We start from the raw sequence: 22865 nt of genomic DNA, 5'->3' as shown, positions 1-22865 counted from the left end.
GGGGCACCCCAACAGGCACAGCACAGGCGAGAAACCGACGAGCGAACAGCCCATCAACAGCGAGCGAACAGAGGGGACAGTCCACCCGAGAACACGAGGAGAAAAAGAGCAGAGTGAGGCCGTGGGACAGTCAGGCCATGCCGGACCCAGAAGAAACAGAGAGAAACAGAAAGGGACAGTCCAGCAGCGCGACCAGCAGAGCAAGCAACGGAGTGCACCGACTGAAGACAGGACGACAACAGAGAGGACGAAGGCAAATTGAGGAGCAGCGGTGAACAGGGACCGAGAGCGCTGGCGTCCAGGACAGCACGAAGACCGTAGCAACCGCGGCAGGCGAGAGGCAGTGAGTCACGGTCTGAACAGCACGGAGAGCGACGAGACAGCCGACAGCGAGAGTGCAACCACACCGGAATTCCTGAGAAACATCGCGAGCAGCAGCACCCCGAGACAGAGTGATGACCACGAGAAAGAACGTAGCACGACCATACAGGACAGTCACTGGGCGTGACAAGGCCGGACAGTCCACTTCTGGCCGGAACAGGCCCGACAGAACGCTGTGCGTCTAGCGTGGGGGTGCCGACGAGCGACACATCTCTACTCACAGCCTGAGGCATGGCCAGGTGCCACCACCAGCACGCTTCATCTGGGTGCCGATATGACGGCCTGATCTGGGTGCCGACCCGAGCGCACCAGCGGGGTCCCAATGTGGGCGACACACCAGAGTTTCAGTGAGCGCACCAGCGCGAGAAGAGGCGACGACAGCAGACAGCACCGTCAGCACGTGGGACTGTCCACGAGCGACAGCCTGCCCTGTCCGCCGGCCACCAACAGAGGGGACTGTCAGATCTGGCGACCAGTACGCCGAGCCTCTAGCTAGCTGCGGCGTCGACGGCGCATTGCACCGAGTGCAAACTACCACGTACAGCAGGGCCGACTGTCCTCCGGGCGAGACACTGAATTCTCTGAGCTCGAGCACCACCAGACTGTCAGCCCAGCACGACCCAAAGGGGACTGTCATCCGGGCGGTGCAAGACTGATGCGAGAGGCACGAGTGCGACTGAAGATGGCCAGATTACTACGGAAATGTGGTGTCCGCTACACGAGAAATCCGACTGACAACCGGCTACAGGAGTCTGACTGTCCCACCGGTGTCAGCAGTGGCGGTCCGGTCGGTCGAGGCGGCCTGCTGCGGAGCGTTCGGGTCGGCGCATTCATTCGCTCGCCAGTACCGGTTGTGGTCAGTGTCTTGCAAACTACTACTATGGATTGTTCATTGCATAGCTCCACTCGGCATATACAACCATATCAATAGTATATCGAATTAGATAAAGAGTTATTTGCAATCAACACGATTTCTCAGCATGGACGTATTTGAAGATCAACGCCAGAAAGAACAGACCGCTGGGTTCATCGGCTTACTTATTGCAGGCCTGTTCCTCTGGCGAACACTCTCTGCATACGCGATGCAATGGCAAGGGTTGTTTCGCATGCCATCGGGACTCTGGTTTGTCATTACGACCACGACCTGCCTTGCTCTCTTGATCTGGTCCGTCGGGCATCTTATTGGTGACTATCGGCACAACCAGCTCTACTCCCGTTTGATTGGCATTCTCTCCAGTCTCGCCGTCGGAAGCATCCTCGTCTTCGTCGGCTATATTTTCGCGCAATAACCACTACACTGTTTGAAACAGCGATGATCGAATCTCGCCACAGGTATGTAGTCAGACCATCTGTGTCGGCCATCATTCGCCACCCCCAACGTTGAACTAAACACAGAGACGACCACCAGTATGCATCGCTCCCTCCCCATTCTCGGCCTTGCCCTGCTCATCGTCCTCGCAGGCTGTCTCGGTGGTCTTGGATTCGGTGGTAGTAGCGACGCCGCGACAACGACGACGAGAATAGAAACACAGACGACGTCTCTGCGGCAGCCGACGACGGCGAACATTGAGACCCCTGAGGATAGCGAGCGCTTCCAAGCGCGTGTCACCAAGATCATCGATCCGACGACGCTCAAGATCAAACACAATGGGAAGAACCGCACTGTTGATTTGATCGGTGTGAGCGTCCCTGAGAGAGGTCCCATCCACAAGAAGGCAGTTCGCTATACGAAATCACAAATGGATCATCAAGTCGTGACAGTCGTCTCTGACCCAGAGGTGGGCACAACAGACGACGGCCACCTACGAGCGTATGTCTACATCGGGAATTTCATGGTCAACTCTGATTTGGTTCGTATCGGCTACGCTCGCGTGCCAGACGGCCAGTTCAGCAAGCGACAGGAGTTCCTACAAAAACAGCAGCAGGCCAAACAACGCGGATACGGCCGCTGGAACACAACCACCAATACTGACTCTTAGAACCACTTGATCAGCGAAACACTTGGTCAATGGGTGAGCGTAGCCTAGCCAATATATCTCACAAAACTATAAGTGTCCACAAGTGTCAGCACATGATATGGAGTCTACTTCCCGGTCTCGGTCTCAGTCCTCGTTTTGGGAAGTAGACAGTACTGCTGCTGCAGTCGGTTGGGCATAACTCAACGCGTCGGCGCTCGGTCTCCCTCGCTTCCTCGCTTGTATTGGCCGAGAGCCATCATTCCACAACCCACCAACTACGACGTATGCAGTACACTGAACGCAATACACCGAATCAACCTATAGACGACCAGTATCAGCCTGGAGTGTTCCAGTGACACCCTATGCTTGATATTGCCCTCTTTCGGGACGCCCCAGACAAGATCAAAGCAAGTGAAAAACGCCGAGGCAAGGATCCCAGTCGTGTCGACACCGTTCGCGAACTCGATCAACAGTGGCGCGAGACACACCATCGATTGGACGGTCTTCGTCACGAGAAAAACAACCTAACAGATGAAATTGGAGCGAAAAAGCAGGCTGGAGAGGATGCTTCGGATGCAATCGCGCGAGTAGCGGAGTTGAACGCGACAATCGACGATCTCGAGGAACAAGAAGCAACACTCCGGTCGGAGCGAAATGATCTCCGGTATGAGATTGGAAATCTCGTACATGAACCGGTTCCTGACGGTACGGATGAGAATGATAACGTCCCAGTGAAACACTGGGAGCCCACCGAGGGAAAGAAAGACGATGCAGTGCTTGGTGCTGAGCTACTTGAGCGGAACAATCTCGTAGAATCCGAAAAAGCAGTCGAAGTCGCTGGTGAACGCGCTTACTATCTCAAAGGCGATCTCGTCCGACTAGCTTGGGCGCTCCAACAGTTCGCGATGGATCTACTCGTTGAGCGGGACTACATGCCGGTCCAGACACCGTACTATCTGGACGAGGAACCGATGGAGGCTGCGGCGGAGCTCGAGGACTTTCGGGAACAGCTGTATAAGCTGGAGCGCCACAATCGATATCTGATTGCAACCGCGGAGCAGCCGCTTGCTGCTCTGCAGTATGATGAAATCATCGAGGCGGATGACCTACCGCTGAAATACGCGGGGTTCTCGACGAACTTCCGGCGCGAAGCGGGCAAACATGGTACGCAGACGCGTGGGCTGTGGCGAGTGCATCAGTTCGAGAAAATCGAACAGTTCATTTTCGCCGACCCGGCGAATTCGTGGGAACTCCATGGTGAATTGTTGGAGAACGCGGAGAAGGTGATGCAAGCACTTGAGCTGCCATATCGGGTGGTCAACGTCTGTACTGGCGATCTTGGTGATACAGCGGCGAAGAAATTCGATATCGAAGTGTGGCGACCACCACTACAGGAGTATGGTGAGGTCGTCTCATGTTCGAACTGCACCTCGTATCAAGCCCGAAAGTTGAATGCGCGCATTCGGCGACCGGGTGAGGAGAATGAGACGGTACACACGCTCAACGCGACAGCGCTTGTTCCCCAGCGAATTATCACTGCGATTGTCGAGAACAAGCAGACGAGCGAGGGCATCGTTCTTCCTGCGCCACTTCAGGAGTATTTCGGGAAGGAGGTCATCGAGATTCACTCGAGCGATTGAGTCAGATTCGACTCTATCAAATGGGTCTGATCTTTGGAAGACACCTACGATACCCGGAGGAGTGCTGAAAGTCTAGAAAAGATAAGAACAGGCACTACTCTATTTTGCACTAAGCAGGAGTGGAGACTATTGCAGCATTAATGCACCATCACCGATGGGGCAAAGAGCAGTCCTACTCCATGCTCATAGTGAAGGCGGCGAATCTCGAGTAAAACGAAGCTAACAACGATTGCATCACCTAAGGAGGCCAAAGGTGGAACACACATTTCTAATGGTACGGACTACGTATGTGGATCGTCCGCATTCGAATCACCTCCTGTTTCATCGCTCTCGATTTGTTCTGCATGTATCAGTGCTTCTACTCGTGGATGCTCAGTATACGAAATAAGCTGGAGTGAGGTGTTGTACTCGATTACGCCATAATCCGCCAATTTTGGAAGGTGAATATGGCGAAGACGAATCAAGAGACGCTCCCGAGAGTATGCTGAATCAATACTTTCGTCGGACATGAGTTCTTCAAGAAGCGCTTCAAGGGGAACAGGGTGGTCAGCATTGTCGATCAGATAGATCAAAATTCGTCGACGTTGTGGATCTGCTATGAGATCAAAGAGTTCATCAAGAGAACAGGGTAGATCCTCATCGTCCGACGGGCTCATTGTATGGAGGTACTAGAGCCAGTTGTAAAAGGGATGGGTCTGTTCAGACAGGGTAGTTTAAAAGGTTGGTAGTAAAATCACACTCCCGACGTGCGGAAGAGGACATATTCGACAATCGCTTCAACGCCATGTCGAATGCGATCAGAGAGTGACTGTTGACTAATATCCAGTTCTGTCGCTAATTCTGAGAGCGTCACCTGCCGTGGTGTCATGAAATAGCCACGTTGGAACGCAAGCACGAGTGCTTCTTGTTGTTTGTCAGTGACGATATTTGCTAATTGGGACGCTCCAGTATCTTGCATCGCTTGCATTTTCCCAAGTATATATTCGAGATTATTGTCGCGGCTTACATTGTGAAAGCGCGTCAGATGATCATGCGAAGGGAACAATAATTCAAACACCCAATCATCGTCACCGGAACCATGTGCGCTCCGAATAATCCCTTCTGCGACGGTAAGACTTTCCAGAAACGCACCAGGTGGGATATCCCAGTAAAGAAGATACAAACGTCGGTCATTAATCTCGTCAATGGCAATGAGCTGCTGAACGCGTGGATCCGCTCGAACGTGGTGTTCAAAGCTATCTAAATCCCCATTCCAGGCCCAAAAAATAGGGACGACGTCGGTACCAACTGGAACAACTCGCTCGAATTCGAGATGAATCGCTGTTCCTGCAGTCAGCAACGTTCCTAACGGAAAGTCCTCTGGCGGGAGTGACAGCTCAACAATAACTGCCATCTGTCTCTGACCCATCTATGCATACAATCTTAGTAGCTTGGGTAGATGCATCTAAAATGGTAGCTGGCAGACGTAGTCGGTTGTGGAGGAAGCTATTTTCGCTAGGAGACAAAGAATCAGTGTTCGATAACTAACAACTGAATACTACTTGCTTTCGCTTGTATTGAGCGAGGCCGGTGACAATTCCGGTTGTTCAGCAGCCTCGGATTCGTCTTCTCCTGCCATGTCGATCGGAATTCGTCGTAAAGAACAGTATCTCGACAAATCCGTAGCTCTATTGAATGCTATTCCATAGCAAAGATTATGGCTGACATTGACTGGGATGCAGATGATGTCGAGCAACAAATTATGACCGCATCGGAGATCTCAGATATGGAAGCCGCAACCATACAGCTGTTAGACACCGTTCAGTGTATCAATCGATGGGTAGACGATCATCCCGAACACGAGCAACTGTCGGTGTGGTCTCGCGAGCTGCTCGAAGCAGCACTGTACATTCAAGGTGAGTATGCATTCTCAAGAGCTGAACTACCAACACTTGCAGGAGAAGATACAAACGCCGATCCCCGATTTCTTCAATCACGCTGAATTCGCGGACATGGTCGTTAGCGCGTACACGCTGTTCGAATGCATCTAAATCGTCATTCCAGGCGAAAAACAAGGGAATCGCATTTGACCCAACGGGGACGATCTGCTCGAATTCGACCTTGATTTCTGAGTCAGCTGTAAGTAAGCGGCCAAGCACGAAGTCTGTGGCTGGGAGCGAGAACTCAACGAAGGTTGCCATTACTTCACAAACTGTCTGGTGTCTCTTATGTCTCTTGGCGGGAACGCCGAGCAACTTTCGTACATATTTTGGTTCAAGGATACTGAGGGCACTTCACTGCTGTTTCTGATGGTATCAGTTGAGCTACCTACCAAATCTTCCCACTTCGATTGTCAGCTCTCGCGTGGATAGGCCAGCTGAACTCGTGAAAACAACATTGATAGCCAGTTCCAGAATGTGGCAGCTTCTCTGGAGTAATACAGGATAACCACGCCAACCTCATTTTCCGAGATACCATAATATTACTACTCTATTTTGCACTGAACGGGCGTATTCAGTTCGCCTGTACATGGGTTTTTCCGTCTTCAGGCGCTACTCGGGACCATGTTTGTCGCGACGTTTTCGCTCCCGGCAAAAGGATTCGCTCTCGGTCACACACTCGAGACAGCACCAGACATGACGGTCAAAGCCGAGCGTGTCGCCGCCCATGGCACTGTTTGGGTCATGCCGTGTCTGTGGGTAACTGGTGGCGATTTCGATGCCTTCGATGCGGCACTGAACAGTGATCCAACAGTCGAGAGAGTCATCGAATCAGAAGCATTTGACGAGGAGACATACTATCAGCTGGAATGGAGCGACTCGGTCGCCCAGTTCGTTGATGCCCTCATTGATACCGAAGGCGCAGTCCTGAATGCCAAAGCGCATGACGGTACGTAGGAGCTCCGGATTCGCTTTGCGTCGCGTGAGCAAATCAATATCTTTCAAGAATATCTCTCGCTCCAGGAGCATCCATATCGGTTGCTGAATCTCTTTGAGCCACGATTCCCACGCCAAGAGCGGGCACAACTCACAGCAGCCCAACGCGACGCGCTTGTTGCGGCTGTCGAACACGGCTACTATCGCATCCCTCGCGATATCGCGTTGGAAGACCTAGCGGACTCATTGGGTATTTCTCGCCAGGCTGCGTCAGAACGACTTCGTCGAGGAATCGAACAGCTCGTTACGACCGTTCTTATCGAACCTGAAAACGTGTAATCAATATTCACCGTTTTATATAAAGGCATGACTGGTCATGCCGGTGATTCTCACCACTACATAAACGTAGTACCCCTATGGGTTCGAACTCACCAGCACGTTATTCGGAGACAAGGGATGAGACAGACCCTTCATTGGATGCTGTGTTCGAGATACTTGCTGAACCACGTCGGCGATTCGTCCTCTCGCATCTCCACGAGCGCTCCAAACCAATCGCGATCGCAGATCTGATTCGGGAGATCAGTGCAGATCAGCACGAGCTAGCCAAGAACGAGGTTCCAGAGGGAATGTTGAAGCAGGAAACAATTACGTTTCATCATTGCCATCTGCCGAAGTTAGAGGGTGCAAATCTCGTGACTATCAATGCTGATCGAAATACGGTGATGGCAACAGAGACGCTCCAATCGATCGAGCAGTTCCTCGCGATCGCAGCAGAGATCGAACAGTAGAGAGTCAGTGACGCAACAGGTTGCAGGGTATTCTACGGAATGAAAATCAGGGTTTGATAGCAACAACGGTCACGACTGCCACTCTAGATGAGAGCTGCTACTGGGTGTCGGCCCATGTTTCCTATGCGTTATGACTCTCCAGGCTCACATTCCCCTCACTTGACACCGTTACCCGGTACCCGGCATACTGAAACGAGACAGAGCCGTCTGCTCGCGTCGTGCCATCTGCCTGTGGGGCAAAGAGCTCATCGAGAGCTTCTGGATTGACTACATTGTACAATGGTTCTAGGTCATCTGGCGTGCATTCCTTCGCATCTGCGACGGCGGTCAGCACGCGCGTACTCAGTGAGTGTGGCGATGCATCAGGTGGCTCGTCGTGGGGATTCGTTGAATACATAGATACGTTTTCTTGCTAAATAGCGGTAGTAGACCAGAGCTGTGATGAATTTAGCCGCTATTCTGTACCCTATACGCTATTGGCGTTAACCTATTATAACCCGTGGATATCTCGACTGAACTGTTGGACGCCGTCCAACAGAATTCCTTTTCGACAAAGGCTAGCGGAAACACTTGAACCCCTCTGGCCGTTCTCACCTCACACCACCTCTTCCATACATAATTATCATTTATAGATATTCAGCAGATTACAAAATGACCAACAAAAGGCTCGAAATGTTGTTCTGCAGCAGAGTCCCTGTATAAATTCAGCAAAATAGACGTTCGAAAGTGTGAAATCTGCAATTGAAAGAGTTGAAAAAATCAGCTCTCACGTCGCTCTTTTGCCGTTTCCTCACTGAAATGGAAATGATTGAATGGCTGGATATGCCGCTCGCGTATGATCTCGGAACTCTCAATCGTGACGCCTGAGTCGTGCAGCGTGTCCGTGATGCGTGTAATATCTTGGCTACTCGTCCCAACCACTTCCACGTAGATATTCCGTTTGCCGACAAGCATCTCGCATACATCGATTACGCCCTGCACAGCGAGCATCTGCTGGACAAATTCGGCTTGTTCGGTTGCTGGCGCAGTACACACGAACAGTACGCGTAGCGGAAGGTTAGCGGCTTCATAGTCAATCTCGGGATGATAGCCCTTGATAATGCCGTCTTCTTCGAGTTGCGAAATCCGGTTCCGCACAGTGCTCGCGGAGACACCGACTGTTTCGGCAATTTCTTCCGTGGTTGTATTCCGTGCATCTCGCTGGAGATGATACAGAATGCCTTGATCCACGTTGTCGAGTCCTCGGCTCATCTGCGATAATAGGTGGAGTGGGCGTAAATAATCTGTGAGAAACTGAGTGAATCACCAATAAACTACGTTTAAGTGATTCACTCACTTCCTCAAACAACTACCAATCCGAAAAATGAGAGGTGCTTAACCGTGTTCAGTGTGTTAGGATGTAAGTACCTATGACGCTCGACGAGCAGCTCTCAGTCCTCTCGAATCGCCACCGACGACGGCTCCTTATGGCCTTAGCACAACGGACTCCTCAACCCGATCGTCTCGCTCCCTCTCGAGCTTTGGCAGCGGACGGGGGAGACGAAGAGCAAACGATCGCAATGCAGCACGTCCATCTCCCCAAATTAGTGGATCACGGCTTCATCGACTGGGATCAAGACGCACAGCACGTGACAAAGGGGCCTCGGTTCGACGAGATCGAGCCACTGCTCACCGTTCTGAGTGAAAATCAAGATATTCTTACTGACCGTGGTGTCCCCGACTAATGTCGTATCCCACCTCAATGCCATCGGTCGCCAGAAATAGTCAACTGCCGAAATCAAGCAAAGAACCAGCCTTTCACCCTCCGACTGCAGATGGGTCGTGTAAGTGCTCGCGGTCGCTATTGGACATGATTCGAACAGGGACCAACTCGCAGAGGTTCCATAGCATGCAGTGTTGGACTTTTAGCCAGAGGTATATGTGACTGGCACGTAGTCGCTCACGATAAAGAAGCAAGGGCGCACTGTGTGTCTGTTTCCATTTGCAGCAGGAGCAAACCTTTCAGATCTCATCTGGCTGTTTCACATGACGAATGTGGGGCACATCACACTGTTTTAACTTCTCTTTGACACCATGACGAAGCACACGCCCTCTAACGACGAGAATCATGATGAGTCGGACGATGACACCCACCAGACGGAGTTTGATCCGCTTACGGACACCGTCAGCGAAGAACTCATCACGGCTATCGCAACGCTCAATGACGCCGACCCCGCTGAGCTGGCGCTTCTCGCGGAGTTCATCGACCCAGAGGCCCTTGATGCACTGTTTGGGCCACAGATGGATGGCACACCGCGTGACACCGACGGCCATGTTGTGTTTAATTATGACACGTATCACGTCAGGATCGACAGCAACGGAAAAATCAGTCTCCGCCGCACCGAGGCCGAGACAGGCAACGAACGCTCACGGAGTGACGACGCCGAGTAGAACTCGATCCGAGCGTTAGTCGTCAGTGAGTGCAAAGTGAACCTCGGTTGGCGTCAGTGTTGTATCAGCCAAGTCAGCGAGGAGATCATCGTCGATATCTCGAATCGTCCCTGTAATGTCGAAGGCAATCACGTCTTCTTCGACACCAACGTCAAGATTGTCAAGTTCGAGTTCCGCCTGATCCTCCAAGTGAACTACAAACTCTGCCATATGCTAGCAAACAGAGCTCACCGGTAAGAGTGCACCGGTGGATATTGGCTTTCCTGTTCACTACGACCACCGGAATAACAGGCGGATGCGAATCTGACGTCACTCCTCTTTCAGATAATTAGGGATGGTGATTCTTCAATTCGAGATCAGTGTGGTGATCAAGTCTGGGCTGTGAAACCCCAGACTCGGTATAGAAATGAATCACTGCGTCGCGGGATGAAAAGTGAAGGAGACACAACCACTCTGAGGGTGTAATACGCCCGAACAGCGCAGTTGCCTCCTGCTCGTGGAGTGTCGTCGCAAGCTTGGCAAGCGGCGTGACTGCATCGGCGCTCAGATCCCATTGAACGCGGTAGGATACTCGGTCAGAACACCGAGCGTGTTGAGAGAGGTCAGTTACTGCTCGGTCGTTAGCGAGGCGACTTGCGAGCAGCTCGCGCTCGGGGCCGTATACCCAGAACTGAGGCAAGAGGTTCTCATCTGGGTCGCCAAGGGTGGCGAACTCGAGAAAGGAATTCGACTCACGAAGATATGGACTAACGAGATTGATTTGCTCGGCGGGAAACGTGAGTCGATACACCAGACGCATCTGCTAAGTATTTGGGCTAGTCCTGTATAACCTTACTGTGATTATCTGGGTGACTGATTAATTATCTAACTTATATCTGTCAAAATATACATTGCCACCTACTGATGCCATCGAAAGCATACCAATCGGGAAGCCATCCACTTGCTGTGAAATCAGCAACAATCTCGCAATAAATTGCGTTTTTAGGATCAGATTTCTGTGATTATCTGAGTTAATATCGCATTGGCTGGCGAATCAGCAAAATGACTGCAGAGGGATGAGTGCCTTTGATACGTGTGGAGAAATAAAATGTATTGATAGTGAATAGTTCTGTCAAACCAGCCCCACGAGTTGAACACCAACCAACTTCTCGGCGACAGAACGATCTGAACAAACCCGGTGATCCCGGGCAAGTGGTTGGGACCCATGAAGGACTTATCTAATCAACAACAATCGATCGAACTGCTCCAGCAACTCGGCTTGAAAGAGTACGAAGCAGGGTGTTTCGTGGCGTTAGCACGCCTCCCGAAGGGAACAGCCAAAGAGATCAGCGAGATTTCCGAAGTGCCACGAACACGCGTCTATGATGCGATTCGAGTGCTAGAATCCAAAGGGCTTGTCGAGATTCAGCATTCGAATCCCCAGCAATTTCGCGCCGTGCCGATTGAGGAGGCCGCCGAGACGCTGCGCCAAGAATACGAATCACGGACGGACACACTCATCGAGGCAGTGGGCGCAATCGAGCCTGTAGAATCAGATGGCGGTGATGAGGAACTCACACACGAAGTCTGGGCGCTCTCGGGGACCACTGCGATTACGAATCGTACTCAACAACTCATCGATGCCGCCGGGAGAGAGATCGTGCTCATTGTCGGTCGTGACGAGGTTATTACTGACGGATTGCTTGCACAGCTCCAAGAGGCGCTCGACACGGGTCTCGATGTGCTGATTGGTACACAAACCCAGGAGCTTCGTGAGCAAATCGCAGAGACACTGCCCGATGCAGAAGTGTTCGTCTCCGGGTTAGAGTGGTTGCACAGTTCGCCCCTTGAGGCCAACGACGACACGACGATCAGTCGGTTACTGTTAATCGATAAGAATACGATTCTCGTGAGTTCGGTGCACGAGACGGATACCGGTGGGATTGAGACGGAAAAGGCAGTGTTTGGGAGAGGGTTCGACAATGGAATCGTGGTGATTGCCCGGCGATTGATGGCCACTGGTTTGCCACGGAGGCAGGATCCTGATGTGACCGAGGACGAGTAGTCTTCGGTGCTACAGTATCAGGGGTTCTTAGCTGGGAGCAACGTGTACGGCGCCAGTGCTGTGGACAGTGACGGAGTAGCCAGTGTAGGTGAAGGAGATCGATACAGTCGTATCGGTGTTCCGTGCCAGCGGTGGTACAATCATCGCATCTAAGGCGTCGGGATCAATACACTTGTAGAGTGGACTGAGCTCTTGCTGGTCGCAGTGTGCTGCCTGGGCAACGGTTTTGACGACAGCGGTGCTCGGTTCAATTGCTGACCACTCATACTGGGTTTGAATTGCTTCGCGTAACATCCCAGCATCAGAACTCGGCGGCTCCTCCTCACTCATGCGTGAGCACTTTGAGGGCGGTCATCAAAAACATTTTGTGAGAATATGGGTGACTAGAGATTTACATCTGACTGCTGAATCGGAAATTCAGCATTCTCGGCTACCGGAACACATGCTAATCGGGTAAATCGAAAATACTAGGTGATATTCACTGCCGCTTATAGATTTATGGGAAAAAGGGGTTAGAGCAAGTGATCTCGATTCCAAATAAGTACTTTAAACGCTGAGTAGCCGTGCATGACAGATGTAACTCCAATAGATAGGGTCATGCGTTTTACCTAGCTCCGGCAATTTGTCGTTGATGGCGATCTTCACCAACAAACCCGGTAGCCACCCGCTCGGTGTTAGTTAAGATTATACGTTCATCTGTCGAGCTTCAGACTAGGAGTCAATCCCTCCCCTGTTGAGAGATATAGGTATTCTCTCCACAGTTCTTCGTTAGAGATTACGACTTGTGTTCTCATTGCTGGAGATAGTTGGGAGAACTTCCTTGAGGATTCCTTTGGTTCCTCGCCGGAGACGCTCGGAAAGCGCTTGGTGTGATACGCCAAGTTTCTCGGCCAATTCTGATTGATTGGCCACCCGCGGGACGTCGTAGTAGCCGTGTTCGACGGCCAGGGTAAGCGCTTTTTGTTGGTCGTCGGTGAGATCGAACTGAACACGCTGGGCGCTATCGGCATCATAGATCCGGGAGACATCGAGCGAGAATCCGTGTTCTTTCGCATACTGACTGCCGAAATCTTGTTCTGCTCGGGGAACAGCACACGAAGAGTCCACTTATCGTTGTGCGCCATTGCCCGCTGCACGGTCGCATCCTGTTCGAGCAGCATATACGCAATGATCTGGGTCTTGGTGACCCATTCCATTCGGTAAAGCCATTCGTCTTCGAGTTCGGTGAGCAGCTCGACATCCCCAACACTTGGGTCGTCTCCGAGTACCTCTGTCAGCGTCTCGAAATCACCGTTGGATGCCCAGACAAATGGCAGTACGTAATCTGTATCGTGTGCGACGACCCGGTCGATTGTGAACACCATCTCGGGCAGGCGCTCCAATGTCTCGGATAAGGCAAATTCCTCCGCAGGGATACTAAATTCCGCGATTGTACTCATGTTTCTACGTGGTTTTCAGAGCTTATGGGCGTTATGGGCGGCAGAGCTCTAGCAAGTGCCGCGATCACATATCCCGTGAGAACAGATAGAGACAAAATACGAACCCCACGATTTGAAGGCGGCTATCAGAGGTTTCTGCTTAAACAGTCGCTGTTGAATCCGTTCTGACCACGGAGCGGGATTGAGGAATCAGGTTGATGATGTGCTACAGGTACTCATCGGGGAGTTCGCCACCGTGGTCATCCGGGAGATCCGACAGTGGAGTGATAGCGTCGAATCGGGGGCCCTTCTTCACGAGATTCTCGTCGTAATCCCAGGTGAGAAAGCCGTGTTTCACTAATGTGGAGAGTTTGGTATGGTGGAGTGCAAGACGGAGTCGTGCTACCTCTTCGTCGGCAGAGGGTGCGTCGTTCTCAAGCATGGCGAACCACTAGTCACCTACCCGTATAAATCAGTGATAATTTCACACAGATATAATGTGTGAGGAATCGGGTAAAAGAGCGGCGAAAAGAGACGACTCTCGAGAGAGTTTATCATCGATTGAGGAATTTGCACCACGAGCTCCGGACAGAGCGATAGAGGCACCGGGGGTGAGTCACTTCTACTTAGGATCTAAGAGGTAGTAACCCGACAATTTTCTGGATATCAAAAGTAGGAGCGATGCACAGGAGTTTATTGGGCATCGATTCAACTGGTGGTGATGAGTGATTCGAGTGACGGAACGTCATCTATGAATTCAATGCACCAACGCGCGGGTGCTAGCCAGCTCAAAATCAAGATCTTATTGGAGGTCAATCGCTGGGTCATCGTTGGCGGCCTTGCAGCGAGTATCTTCGTTACGCTCGTTCTCGTCGGAACCTTCGGGCCTGCCCCGATTCCAGTGCTTCTGCAATACCAAGACCCAATCGATACCCTGTTTCAGGGCCTTGTCAGTGGCGTCATCACAGGCGTCACCCTCATCCTGACGATTAATCAATTGGTTCTTTCGCAGGAACTCGACCCAATCGGGACTCAACGTGAGCGGATGAAGGGCGCACTGAGTTTTCGCCAAGACCTCGAGGACGCAACGGCCCTTGCGGTGAGTCCTGCACAGCCGTCCACGTTTCTCCGAGCCCTCATTGAAGCAATCCGGAGGAAAGCGATTACCCTTGAAGACGCTATGGATACTGGTATTGATGGGGATATGCGTGATGAGATCGAAGATACTGTCGATGGCATCACAGATAATGCGGAGGAAGCACAGGAACAACTGACCGATTCTCAGTTCGGGACGTTCAACGTTCTTGGCGCGGCCTTAGGTTTCAATTATTCGCGCAAGGTTCACGACCTACGTCGACTCCGGAACTTGCATAGCGATTCCCTCCCGGATGAGGTAAACGAACGGCTGAATGATCTCCTCGAGGTGATCAAGTTCTTCGGCCCGGCGCGTGAACACATCAAAACACTGTATTTCCGATGGGAACTGATTGACCTCTCGCGGGCAATTCTCTATGCTGCAATTCCGTCGCTCACCACTACCTTTCTCATGATTCTTTTTTATAACCCACGAGAGATTCCAGGAGAAATACTCGGGGTACCGAACACGCTCTGGCTCGTCAGTCTAGCCGTGGCAATCACGATCCTCCCGTTCCTTATTCTTCTTTCGTATATCCTCCGGATTGCGACCGTCGCGAAGCGAACCCTTGCAATCGGGCCATTTGTTTTGCGAACAACTGATCGCAATGAGGAGATTGAGTGGGAAGACGACTTTGAGTGAGTTATCGACAGCCAATCGGGAGGAAGATTAATCTATTTTAATTGCCAAGACACGTGTCGATTGAGTAGTCGGGTGACTATGCTTTCGTTAGGATTTTGAAGTGAGGAAAGAGGTACAAGTGAAATTTTTACTCTACTACCGCCAGTACAGCGCCACTATCCTGTCGCCACTATCGGAGTCAACAGAACATTTGGGTGGAATTGCAGTGCCTGAGATAGCCTTCAATTGCTCGCCATCCTCATTCCGTAGTTCGATCTCAACATCTGGAACGTTGTCTCAGAAGCGAGATATCGCGCTTGGTCGCTTCAGAGGTGCCGCCGGTGGAACTGTTTTTCTCATCGAAGCCTACACGAAATACATGTCATCACCAGGCTCTTCGGAGGATATCTATGAAGAGACCCTAACCGTCTTTGAGCAAACCAATTATCCGAACGAACCCCTCACCGGAGGTTACCAAAGTCCTTGATTGTCCACGCCGAACCGCCTATAAACGACTGGAGAACCTCGTTGACAAAGGTGAGCTCAAGACGAAGAAAGTCGGCTCCAGTGCTCGAGTCTGGTGGCAACCATCCACCAATTCAATCGACGATGCACCCACAGCTTCAGGAACCGATAATAACGAACAAAAGCGGCTTGAAGACGAACTTGGGCAGCCAAGACCCGATATCAACGCCTCGTGGACAGGTCGATACCTCCAGAAGGGTGCACTCTATTTTGATCGGCGTTATGCAATTTTTCGGAATGTTGCCGTTCCATCCTGATGGATCGTAATTCGGTACCCCTCATACGTGAACTCGATTTCTGCTTGTGCAGTCGCTGGCGGTGGGCTCGAAAAGAGATTACTAACAAAGTGATCGATCGCCTCATACACTGGCGTTAGTTCAGTTGTGTTTTTCCCTTCGAGCTCTGCCACCACTTCCGCAACAGTAACCTGCGGATCACCGTCTTCAGTTGGAGTGAGCTCCGTATGGATAACCGTTTTTTCGGGACTCTGGTGGACGTTTTCGTTCTCGGCCATATCACTGTTCATTGAGCGTGATCGTCGTAAAGGAATTGGCTGCAGAACTAACAAGAAACGAAGATTTCAGGTTCGTCGAAAATATTACTTGACTCTAAGACTCTTTGTTGTACTTCGATTCCACGATTTGGTTAGTAATCTCGGTTTGACTCTTCGTACGCAAAACGATACCCGCGTGATGAAGTTCCCGCAGTTCTGGCACCAGTTATCAAATTCCGTGGGTGAATTTGACATGATCTCGACGAAGCACAGAGATCGAAAGAACGACTGTTGAGCCGCGTCTACCGAATGCCTGCATTGTTTCCGATAGCCCTTTCAAATGCAAGTGCCATGATTCATCTATGACAACTATTGCGGAGTTCTCCATCCCAGCCGAGCAGTTCGCACTTCGAGAAACGCTCAGCCGTCGCCCGCACCTCGAATTCGAGATCGACCGCGTCGTCGCCCACGACACGACGCGTGTCATGCCGTTTGTGTGGGTATCGGGTGAGGGACTGAAAGATCTAACCGCAATACTTGACGCCGACCCGAGTGTCAAGCAGGTCGAGTTGCTCACTGAGACCGACGAGGAACGGTTTTATCGGCTCGAGTGGGCTGATGAAGCGCGGATTATCGGGCGTATGGTCATCGAGTGTGGGGCCACTGTCCAACGGGCGATCGCTGCCACCGACGAGTGGACACTGCGCGTGCTATTTCCCGAGCGCAGCGACGTCTCGGCAATCCATGACTTTGCGAGGAAGCATGGACTCGATCTCGACGTCGACCGGCTGTACGATGTCGATAACGCCCGGCATGTCCGATTTGGACTCACTGAAAGCCAGCACGAGACGCTTGTCGAAGCCTACGAACGTGGATATTACACCATTCCACGCGAGACCGATGCGGTCGAACTTGGTGCCCAGCTCGACATCTCCCATCAAGCGGTCGGTGAGCGCCTCCGCCGCGCGACAGGGAGCCTTATCGAAAACACACTGTTGGTCAACAAAGACGAAGTGCAGTAGCCACTGCCCTGCTTTTGTGCCGCCCGCAACGATATTAACCAACTAGTGGGGTACCCACCGTGTTCTGTTGGTTACGACTTCGACCGCGCGGTCGTGACCGCGCTGCCGCCAACCGGCGCGGCTGGCGTAGGAACCGACGCACAGAGAGTGAGTTGGAACCTCGAGGTGTATCCACTTCTGCTTATACTGCCCACAGGAAGTCAACTACCGAAAAACACCAATTTTGAGAAATCGACCTCGCTGCCGTCGCACGTTCTATTCTGGATATAGAATCAATCATGCATTTAGAAACGGACCGGAGTTCTAGAAACACCTTCTCCGGTGAAGTATCCGATCAAATGGTCACTAGCAAGCCATTTACGTTTCTCGGGGGCACTGCCGAGTAGTCATGCTATTGTGCCGTTGAACGCTGAATATGAAAAAGGTGATCCGTTACAAACCACACATCAGGTCGCTATTTTAGTGCGCTGAATTCTTTGCAGTGGTACGGTGAGTGTACTTCGACCGGGTGAATAGTGTTCCAGTAGTAACCGTATGAGACGGTCTTGACCAGTGGCGTAATTGCTCTTTACAGTCGAGAAAATATCAATACCTATACAATTGTGTTCAATATCTCCTTCAAATTGAAAAACACTACCCTAACCGAATTCGTAGCATGAACAGGAGGATTCAACGACCGTTACACTCGCCTGCCTTCTGGGGTGTAATGACATACTATCAAAACAATGCTTGAACGATTTTACGCTTATTTAACTCTCCTTGGTGAACTGTGTTCGAGGAAACAATGAGTCAAGCTACAAGCGTTGATACGAATTCTGAGCGATCGCACGGAGGAGTGATAGCAGGAGCTATCATCGTAGTACTCGGGGTTCTTGCGATACTATTCCCATTTTTTGCAGGAATATCGATCTCGGTACTTTTTGGTGCACTTCTGGTCATCGGTGGAATAGTTCACGTTGGGCACGCATTCTCGGCAGATAGTTTCTGGGGGATTATCTGGCAAATTCTCCTCGGTATTCTTTACGGCATTGTGGGAATCATGTTTTTGGCGAATCCAGTAGTCGGTCTCACGTCGCTAACGATTCTCGCAATTGCGTTCTTCATCGTCGATGGGGTGGTCGAAATTGGGTGGGCAATAGCGGGTCGCGGGAATAGGGGATGGTTCTGGCTTCTTGCGAGTGGCATCCTATCGTTAATCGTCGCTGGTTTCCTCTGGGCCGGATTTCCGTCAACAGCAGCGTGGGTAGTTGGTCTTCTCCTTGGTGTGAACCTACTCTTTACGGGATTTTCGATGGTTATGCTCGGACGGACAACGCAGCGAGCCGACACAGAAGAAATAGCAGATGAGCGAGGACAAGAAGCGTAAATAGACAAGTTTAGTATATTTACTAGCACCAATTTTTCAGATGGAAGCGTAACATACCGCTACGGAAGAAAAGAGTTAGTTCGATGGATTTTTGCGACCCATACACACGCATACCTAGCACGGGAAGCCACCAAGACCGTCACACTCCCATCGTCATTCGGCTCGTCGTCCGATGGAAACGCCATCAACGTGCCGCCTGCGGATGCGGTTTCTACAGAGTCAATGTGTTTACAGAATATGTCACGATGGACATAATGCGGACATATCTGGGCCATCAGTTCGTCAGCTATGTCGTCGATGAGTTCACGTCGTGCTATGCGCCATATCCATTCGACGAGGACCGCGATCGTGACGATGTTATCCGAGTGAGATTCATTCAAAGTTACTCGTATCGCACTGTGCTGACCAGAACATCAAGATCAGTGTGAGTTGCCTCAATCTGATAAATACTCTCCAGTCACGGACCGACGCATTTCCCGGATAAGCGTCAGGTAGTCCTCTGGCGAATATTTTTGTTCTTTTTGTTGACGGATCTTTTCTTTTGTCTTACTATTAGCGAGTAAGTCGACAATCATACACGCTGTGAGTTTTGCAGGTATAATATAAGCCATCTCATCGTCCACAGCTTGGAATTCAGGGGTATGTGGCGTTCCTTCGAATCCACCAATCATCGGGTGAATGCCGGGTATGATTTGGGTGATGTCTCCCATGTCAGTTGACCCCGTTGTATGAGGATTATGAGTGTCAATTGCATCAGATCCTAGTTCATCTACTGCATTTGTTTCATATATCTCTATCATCGTTTTATCCGTCTGGAACGGAAGATACCCAGGATAGTCTTCGATCGAAATATCAGCTCCAACCGCCATCGCGCCGCTTTCAAGTGCTCGATTCACCGAGTCATTTGCGCCATTGACTGCCTGAATTGATTTCGCACGTGTGTACGATTCCATTCGAACATCTGCAGGGACAACGTTGACCCCCTCTCCCCCTTTCGTTAAGATCGGGTGCACACGGACGTTTTCTTCGTCGGCGAACGTTTCTCGCTGAGCGTGAACTGCGTTCATGCCAAGCATCGCCGCATTGAGGGCATTGACTCCCTCTTCGGGCGCTGCGCCCGCATGAGACGACCGCCCTCGGTAGGTGACGAACTTGCCAATGAAACCGTTCGTCGACGAGCGGGTTAGGATCTCTCTTTCCGGGGTATCCGCATCCGCATGTATCATTGCGGCACAGTCGACATGATCAAAATATCCCCGTTTGATCAGCTCTTGTTTCCCACCTAGGAATTCAATTTTCCCGTCATTAACCAACGAGCGTCGATACTCTAAGTCGAGGTATTCTTCGGCCGGGACGGCGATAAACTCGACTGTGCCATGTAGCCTGTCTAGAATCCCAGTCGAGCTAAGCCCGTAGGCCGTTCCAATCAGATTGGCTAATTGGGCGTGATGGCCACACGCGTGACACGCTCCTGTTTCGGGATCCGCCTTCGGGTGCTCCCAGTTTACGAGCGCATCCAGTTCACCAAGAACAGCGATAGTGAACTCATCTGCACTGGTTTCTAGGTCTGTCGAAGCGCGAGCTCCAGTAATGGCGAGGTCGCGTTCGATTTCCAATCCCATCGTTTCGAAGGCAGCTGTGACTTTATCGGTTGTTGCATGCTCTTTATACCCGAGTTCGGGTTCTTCCTCTACAGCTTTGGCTAGTTCGATGATATCGTCTCGGTGGTCGTCAATCGCGGTACAAACGGCTTCTTTTTGGGTTTGTGTATCTGTCATTTTGGATCAGATGATTCCTTGATAGCTGAGTATTGCCTGCGCAACGAGTGCAGAGCCGATGAACGTGCCCGTGAATGCACAAATAGCCACGACCACGATTTTCCAGCTCATCTGTTTCATGCTGGTTACCTGGAGTCCGATTGAGAGGCCAGCGTAGGCTAGAATTGGAGTTGTTGTTGCTAAGAACTGTACTGGATCAGTTAGTGAGAGAACGATGTCTTGAACTGGTGAGAATGGAAGCGAAAGGACGAATCCAATAATCGTCGCATATGCAAATGCAGGAAACTGAAGCGAGAGATGGCGACCTAGCAGCAACGAGACGAACCCAATTACTGCAATCAAGAGCATACCGGGTGCAGCTTCGATTGGACTGATTCCATAGCCGACGTAATTCCCAACTACAGTTATAACGCTGATGATGATTAGCATCTTCACGATGTTCGACTCAAACGTTGGCGAGTCGATCGTCATCAGCTCTCACTCCCGATGAGCGGGCGAGCAACACTGTACAACCAGTTGATGAGGGGAAGTGCGACAAATATCAGGACATAAATTCCTGTGAGACCTGTGAGCAGATTGCTTGTTGCGGCAAATGCGAGGATTTGGTCTTTCGGAACCGAACTAGCGGCTCCTGCTAAAGAGCTTGAACATGCAGTCATCATACTTGCACTTCCCATACCACAGGCCATTGCGAGTGCTAACGGGTGTAACCCTGTAACCGGTGCAAGTCCTCCTATGAGGCCGAAAAAGATTGTTCCTAATACAGTACCAGTAAGATACACTCCAAGAACACCTCGCCCTTCCGGCGATTCGATCCCATATCGTTCGGTTATAACAGCAAAAGTGGCTTCTCGTGCGATACTGACTCCACCACCAATGGCTTCTCGTTTCAGGCCAAGGAATAGCGCAACTGGCAAAGCAATGAAAATCGTTCCAAGGTTTCCAAGCTCTTGAAGCAAGAACGCGGGTCCGGCGCTAATTAAATTACTGAACTCAGGCCCGACTGTCGTCCCGTATTTGACGGCTAAGGGCATGAGTGAGATTGTCAAGAGTGGGGCACTGATCTTACTAACATCTTTCGAGACAATTTCTTGGAGAGACGAAATATACTGACCGAGGACACTGTAGCTAAGTAGGATTCTAATAACCACAGCATATAATAGCGGGAGAAGTACGATTTGCCCTGGTCCAAGATCAAATGCATGACTGCCAATCGCCTCTGCTACGATAGTGATTAGAAGTACTGTTACATGTGTCTTGAAGTGTAACAGGTACCGGCCATGTGTTCGAATGGGGTCCCACGTTCCAGTCTCGGTTTTCGCGTCAGCCACGCTGCACCACCGTGGTAGCTGTTTCCATGCACATTCGAATGGTTCTGTGATTGTACGCAGTATTATTCTTCGCATGGCGGTAATAGGTGTAAAATCGAGTAGAGACGGCAGGGTAACTGCTGACGCGCGTATTCGGTCAGCGTTCGCTGGGCGACTATATCGGATAGCGTCGTTTGGCGTGCCATAAATGGAAGAAGTGAGTGAGTTAGCAGCAGTCGGTGAGTGTGTCCTTTCGGGTGGCTTCCGCACCACAGTGCTCACACTTCCGGTAGTTGTGATCGATGTTTCCGTACTTGTCGTAGCCGGTATATGGGCCACTGATACACTCGTCCTCTGTGGGAAACGCCTCAAGCGTGCCGTCGACTGTTGCGTTTTCGACGGCGGCCATGTGTTTGCAGATGGCGTCACGGTGAACGTGGAGCAGGCATGTGTAGGCTAGTGCATCGCCCGTCATGTCGTCCAGCGTCACGACGGTCGGCCGATAACGTTCTTTGCCGTCTCCATGAGAGCGACGAGATTCGCAAGAAGAAGCCCGAGGCGCGTCGGGTGATCTGGATTCAACCGGAGTAGCGGTCAGTCGCTAGAGAACTGAATTCTGTGTAGCGGCAAAAACAGGTTGATACTACAGTGAAGCGGTGAACCGTTACAAATCGCGGGGTTGGACGGTTTTGCGATCGTTTTCCTCGGCTCGGCGAGAGGCGTCCTCGAGGACTGAAGCGACTTCCTCGTCAAGTGCATCGTAGAAGTCACTCGCCACATTCTGGTCTTCGAGCTGGTCTTTCACTGCCGCTTTGACAATCAAATTGCCCATACAAGCGCCCAGAGGGGATAATACTACAAAAGACCAGTGGTGAAATGGTTGAAAAAGGACCAGTAATTCGGATCACTGATGACGATATTCTGCGGGAGATTCGTGAGTCGGAGTTTCCGGCAGTGACCGCTCGGTGGGTCGCAGATACGGTTGCGAGTGAGCGTCGGCCAGTACATCAGCGGCTCAAAGAGCTTCATGCCCAGAGTGAGTTGGAACGTGGGAAATTGAGTCCGCGAGTGGTGATCTGGTGGATCCCAGAGGAATAGGTG

General features: G+C 51.3%; 30 protein-coding genes. 14 read left to right on the top strand and 16 right to left on the bottom strand.

What is annotated here, in order from left to right; translation table 11 throughout:
* Positions 1-271: 271 nt before the first annotated feature.
* Positions 272-508 carry a hypothetical protein gene (locus tag LIX15_RS26145; protein ID WP_227777137.1) on the top strand — a complete coding sequence of 79 codons (237 nt, stop codon included), beginning with the start codon at positions 272-274 and terminating at the stop codon, positions 506-508.
* A 615-nt stretch (positions 509-1123) separates the two neighbouring features.
* Here LIX15_RS26145 and LIX15_RS33020 read toward each other — a convergent pair.
* A complete protein-coding gene (locus tag LIX15_RS33020; protein WP_265338456.1) occupies positions 1124-1252 on the bottom strand; it encodes a hypothetical protein in 129 nt (42 codons plus the stop codon).
* A gap of 109 nt (positions 1253-1361) precedes the next feature.
* On the opposite strand from LIX15_RS33020, the gene LIX15_RS26140 reads away from it, so the two are divergent.
* From LIX15_RS26140 to serS, 3 genes are all read left to right on the top strand, one after another.
* A complete protein-coding gene (locus LIX15_RS26140) occupies positions 1362-1670 on the top strand; it encodes a hypothetical protein (protein ID WP_227778085.1) in 309 nt (102 codons plus the stop codon).
* A gap of 120 nt (positions 1671-1790) precedes the next feature.
* Positions 1791-2360: a thermonuclease family protein gene (locus LIX15_RS26135; protein ID WP_227778084.1), complete on the top strand. Its 570-nt coding sequence runs from the start codon at positions 1791-1793 to the stop codon at positions 2358-2360.
* A 341-nt stretch (positions 2361-2701) separates the two neighbouring features.
* Positions 2702-3979: a serine--tRNA ligase gene (serS, locus tag LIX15_RS26130; protein WP_227778083.1), complete on the top strand. Its 1278-nt coding sequence runs from the start codon at positions 2702-2704 to the stop codon at positions 3977-3979.
* A 281-nt stretch (positions 3980-4260) separates the two neighbouring features.
* Here serS and LIX15_RS26125 read toward each other — a convergent pair whose 3' ends face one another.
* Together LIX15_RS26125 and LIX15_RS26120 are read right to left on the bottom strand one after the other, a co-directional pair.
* Positions 4261-4635, bottom strand: a complete 375-nt coding sequence (locus tag LIX15_RS26125) for a DUF7344 domain-containing protein (protein WP_227778082.1) — start codon at positions 4633-4635, stop codon at positions 4261-4263.
* 77 nt (positions 4636-4712) lie between these two features.
* Positions 4713-5372 carry a helix-turn-helix domain-containing protein gene (locus LIX15_RS26120; RefSeq protein ID WP_227778081.1) on the bottom strand — a complete coding sequence of 220 codons (660 nt, stop codon included), beginning with the start codon at positions 5370-5372 and terminating at the stop codon, positions 4713-4715.
* A gap of 303 nt (positions 5373-5675) precedes the next feature.
* On the opposite strand from LIX15_RS26120, the gene LIX15_RS26115 reads away from it, so the two are divergent.
* From LIX15_RS26115 to LIX15_RS26100, 4 genes are all read left to right on the top strand, one after another.
* Complete coding sequence (locus LIX15_RS26115) at positions 5676-5960, top strand: hypothetical protein (protein ID WP_227778080.1); 285 nt, start codon at positions 5676-5678, stop codon at positions 5958-5960.
* Between the two features lie 562 nt (positions 5961-6522).
* Positions 6523-6855: a bacterio-opsin activator domain-containing protein gene (locus LIX15_RS26110; RefSeq protein ID WP_227778079.1), complete on the top strand. Its 333-nt coding sequence runs from the start codon at positions 6523-6525 to the stop codon at positions 6853-6855.
* 81 nt (positions 6856-6936) lie between these two features.
* Positions 6937-7173, top strand: coding sequence for a helix-turn-helix domain-containing protein (locus LIX15_RS33430; RefSeq protein WP_227778078.1), 237 nt, complete (start codon positions 6937-6939; stop codon positions 7171-7173).
* Positions 7174-7250: 77 nt separating this feature from the next.
* Entirely contained in the window at positions 7251-7622 is a 372-nt protein-coding gene (locus LIX15_RS26100) for a DUF7344 domain-containing protein (protein WP_227778077.1), read from the top strand.
* Positions 7623-7743: 121 nt separating this feature from the next.
* Here the strand turns inward: LIX15_RS26100 and ddfA (LIX15_RS26095) are convergent, their stop codons facing one another.
* Positions 7744-8019, bottom strand: coding sequence for a DdfA family disk-determining factor (ddfA, locus tag LIX15_RS26095; RefSeq protein ID WP_227778076.1), 276 nt, complete (start codon positions 8017-8019; stop codon positions 7744-7746).
* A gap of 362 nt (positions 8020-8381) precedes the next feature.
* Positions 8382-8873, bottom strand: a complete 492-nt coding sequence (locus tag LIX15_RS26090) for an Lrp/AsnC family transcriptional regulator (protein ID WP_227778075.1) — start codon at positions 8871-8873, stop codon at positions 8382-8384.
* Between the two features lie 158 nt (positions 8874-9031).
* On the opposite strand from LIX15_RS26090, the gene LIX15_RS26085 reads away from it, so the two are divergent.
* Both LIX15_RS26085 and ddfA (LIX15_RS26080) read left to right on the top strand, forming a co-directional pair.
* Positions 9032-9346 (top strand): DUF7344 domain-containing protein, encoded by a 315-nt coding sequence (locus LIX15_RS26085; RefSeq protein WP_227778074.1) that lies wholly within the window; start codon positions 9032-9034, stop codon positions 9344-9346.
* A gap of 349 nt (positions 9347-9695) precedes the next feature.
* Positions 9696-10052, top strand: coding sequence for a DdfA family disk-determining factor (gene ddfA, locus LIX15_RS26080; protein ID WP_227778073.1), 357 nt, complete (start codon positions 9696-9698; stop codon positions 10050-10052).
* A 15-nt stretch (positions 10053-10067) separates the two neighbouring features.
* Here ddfA (LIX15_RS26080) and LIX15_RS26075 read toward each other — a convergent pair whose 3' ends face one another.
* Both LIX15_RS26075 and LIX15_RS26070 read right to left on the bottom strand, forming a co-directional pair.
* On the bottom strand, positions 10068-10262 hold the full coding sequence (locus LIX15_RS26075) for a hypothetical protein (protein WP_227778072.1): 195 nt from the start codon (positions 10260-10262) through the stop codon (positions 10068-10070).
* Positions 10263-10380: 118 nt separating this feature from the next.
* Entirely contained in the window at positions 10381-10851 is a 471-nt protein-coding gene (locus LIX15_RS26070; protein WP_227778071.1) for a hypothetical protein, read from the bottom strand.
* A gap of 405 nt (positions 10852-11256) precedes the next feature.
* On the opposite strand from LIX15_RS26070, the gene LIX15_RS26065 reads away from it, so the two are divergent.
* Positions 11257-12096 (top strand): TrmB family transcriptional regulator, encoded by an 840-nt coding sequence (locus LIX15_RS26065; protein ID WP_227778070.1) that lies wholly within the window; start codon positions 11257-11259, stop codon positions 12094-12096.
* Positions 12097-12123: 27 nt separating this feature from the next.
* Here LIX15_RS26065 and ddfA (LIX15_RS26060) read toward each other — a convergent pair whose 3' ends face one another.
* The 3 genes from ddfA (LIX15_RS26060) to LIX15_RS26045 form a co-directional block, all read right to left on the bottom strand.
* On the bottom strand, positions 12124-12426 hold the full coding sequence (gene ddfA, locus LIX15_RS26060; protein ID WP_227778069.1) for a DdfA family disk-determining factor: 303 nt from the start codon (positions 12424-12426) through the stop codon (positions 12124-12126).
* Positions 12427-12788: 362 nt separating this feature from the next.
* The gene (locus LIX15_RS33825; protein WP_438267232.1) at positions 12789-13460 is read right to left on the bottom strand and encodes a bacterio-opsin activator domain-containing protein; all 672 of its coding nucleotides are present in this window, start codon (positions 13458-13460) and stop codon (positions 12789-12791) included.
* 280 nt (positions 13461-13740) lie between these two features.
* On the bottom strand, positions 13741-13956 hold the full coding sequence (locus LIX15_RS26045; RefSeq protein ID WP_227778068.1) for a hypothetical protein: 216 nt from the start codon (positions 13954-13956) through the stop codon (positions 13741-13743).
* 279 nt (positions 13957-14235) lie between these two features.
* Between LIX15_RS26045 and LIX15_RS26040 the strand changes: the two genes are divergently transcribed.
* Positions 14236-15291 (top strand): DUF7972 family membrane protein, encoded by a 1056-nt coding sequence (locus tag LIX15_RS26040; RefSeq protein ID WP_227778067.1) that lies wholly within the window; start codon positions 14236-14238, stop codon positions 15289-15291.
* Positions 15292-16015: 724 nt separating this feature from the next.
* Here the strand turns inward: LIX15_RS26040 and LIX15_RS26035 are convergent.
* Positions 16016-16309: a HalOD1 output domain-containing protein gene (locus LIX15_RS26035; RefSeq protein WP_227778066.1), complete on the bottom strand. Its 294-nt coding sequence runs from the start codon at positions 16307-16309 to the stop codon at positions 16016-16018.
* A gap of 341 nt (positions 16310-16650) precedes the next feature.
* Between LIX15_RS26035 and LIX15_RS26030 the strand changes: the two genes are divergently transcribed.
* The gene (locus LIX15_RS26030; RefSeq protein ID WP_227778065.1) at positions 16651-17310 is read left to right on the top strand and encodes a bacterio-opsin activator domain-containing protein; all 660 of its coding nucleotides are present in this window, start codon (positions 16651-16653) and stop codon (positions 17308-17310) included.
* A 769-nt stretch (positions 17311-18079) separates the two neighbouring features.
* On the top strand, positions 18080-18676 hold the full coding sequence (locus LIX15_RS26025) for an HdeD family acid-resistance protein (RefSeq protein ID WP_227778064.1): 597 nt from the start codon (positions 18080-18082) through the stop codon (positions 18674-18676).
* 434 nt (positions 18677-19110) lie between these two features.
* Here the strand turns inward: LIX15_RS26025 and LIX15_RS26020 are convergent, their stop codons facing one another.
* From LIX15_RS26020 to LIX15_RS26000, 5 genes are all read right to left on the bottom strand, one after another.
* On the bottom strand, positions 19111-20454 hold the full coding sequence (locus tag LIX15_RS26020) for an amidohydrolase (RefSeq protein ID WP_227778063.1): 1344 nt from the start codon (positions 20452-20454) through the stop codon (positions 19111-19113).
* A 6-nt stretch (positions 20455-20460) separates the two neighbouring features.
* On the bottom strand, positions 20461-20925 hold the full coding sequence (locus LIX15_RS26015) for a hypothetical protein (RefSeq protein WP_227778062.1): 465 nt from the start codon (positions 20923-20925) through the stop codon (positions 20461-20463).
* Positions 20925-21785, bottom strand: a complete 861-nt coding sequence (locus LIX15_RS26010; RefSeq protein ID WP_227778061.1) for a DUF3100 domain-containing protein — start codon at positions 21783-21785, stop codon at positions 20925-20927. The genes LIX15_RS26015 and LIX15_RS26010 overlap by 1 nt, the downstream gene beginning before the upstream one ends.
* Positions 21786-21990: 205 nt before the next feature.
* Positions 21991-22239 (bottom strand): DUF8118 domain-containing protein, encoded by a 249-nt coding sequence (locus LIX15_RS26005; protein WP_227778060.1) that lies wholly within the window; start codon positions 22237-22239, stop codon positions 21991-21993.
* A gap of 189 nt (positions 22240-22428) precedes the next feature.
* Positions 22429-22596, bottom strand: coding sequence for a DUF1931 domain-containing protein (locus LIX15_RS26000; RefSeq protein WP_227778059.1), 168 nt, complete (start codon positions 22594-22596; stop codon positions 22429-22431).
* Between the last annotated feature and the right edge of the window lie 269 nt (positions 22597-22865).

It is taken from the genome of Haladaptatus pallidirubidus (assembly GCF_020700235.1).
GTDB lineage: Archaea > Halobacteriota > Halobacteria > Halobacteriales > Haladaptataceae > Haladaptatus > Haladaptatus pallidirubidus.
This window is presented reverse-complemented; position numbering and strand designations above follow the sequence as displayed.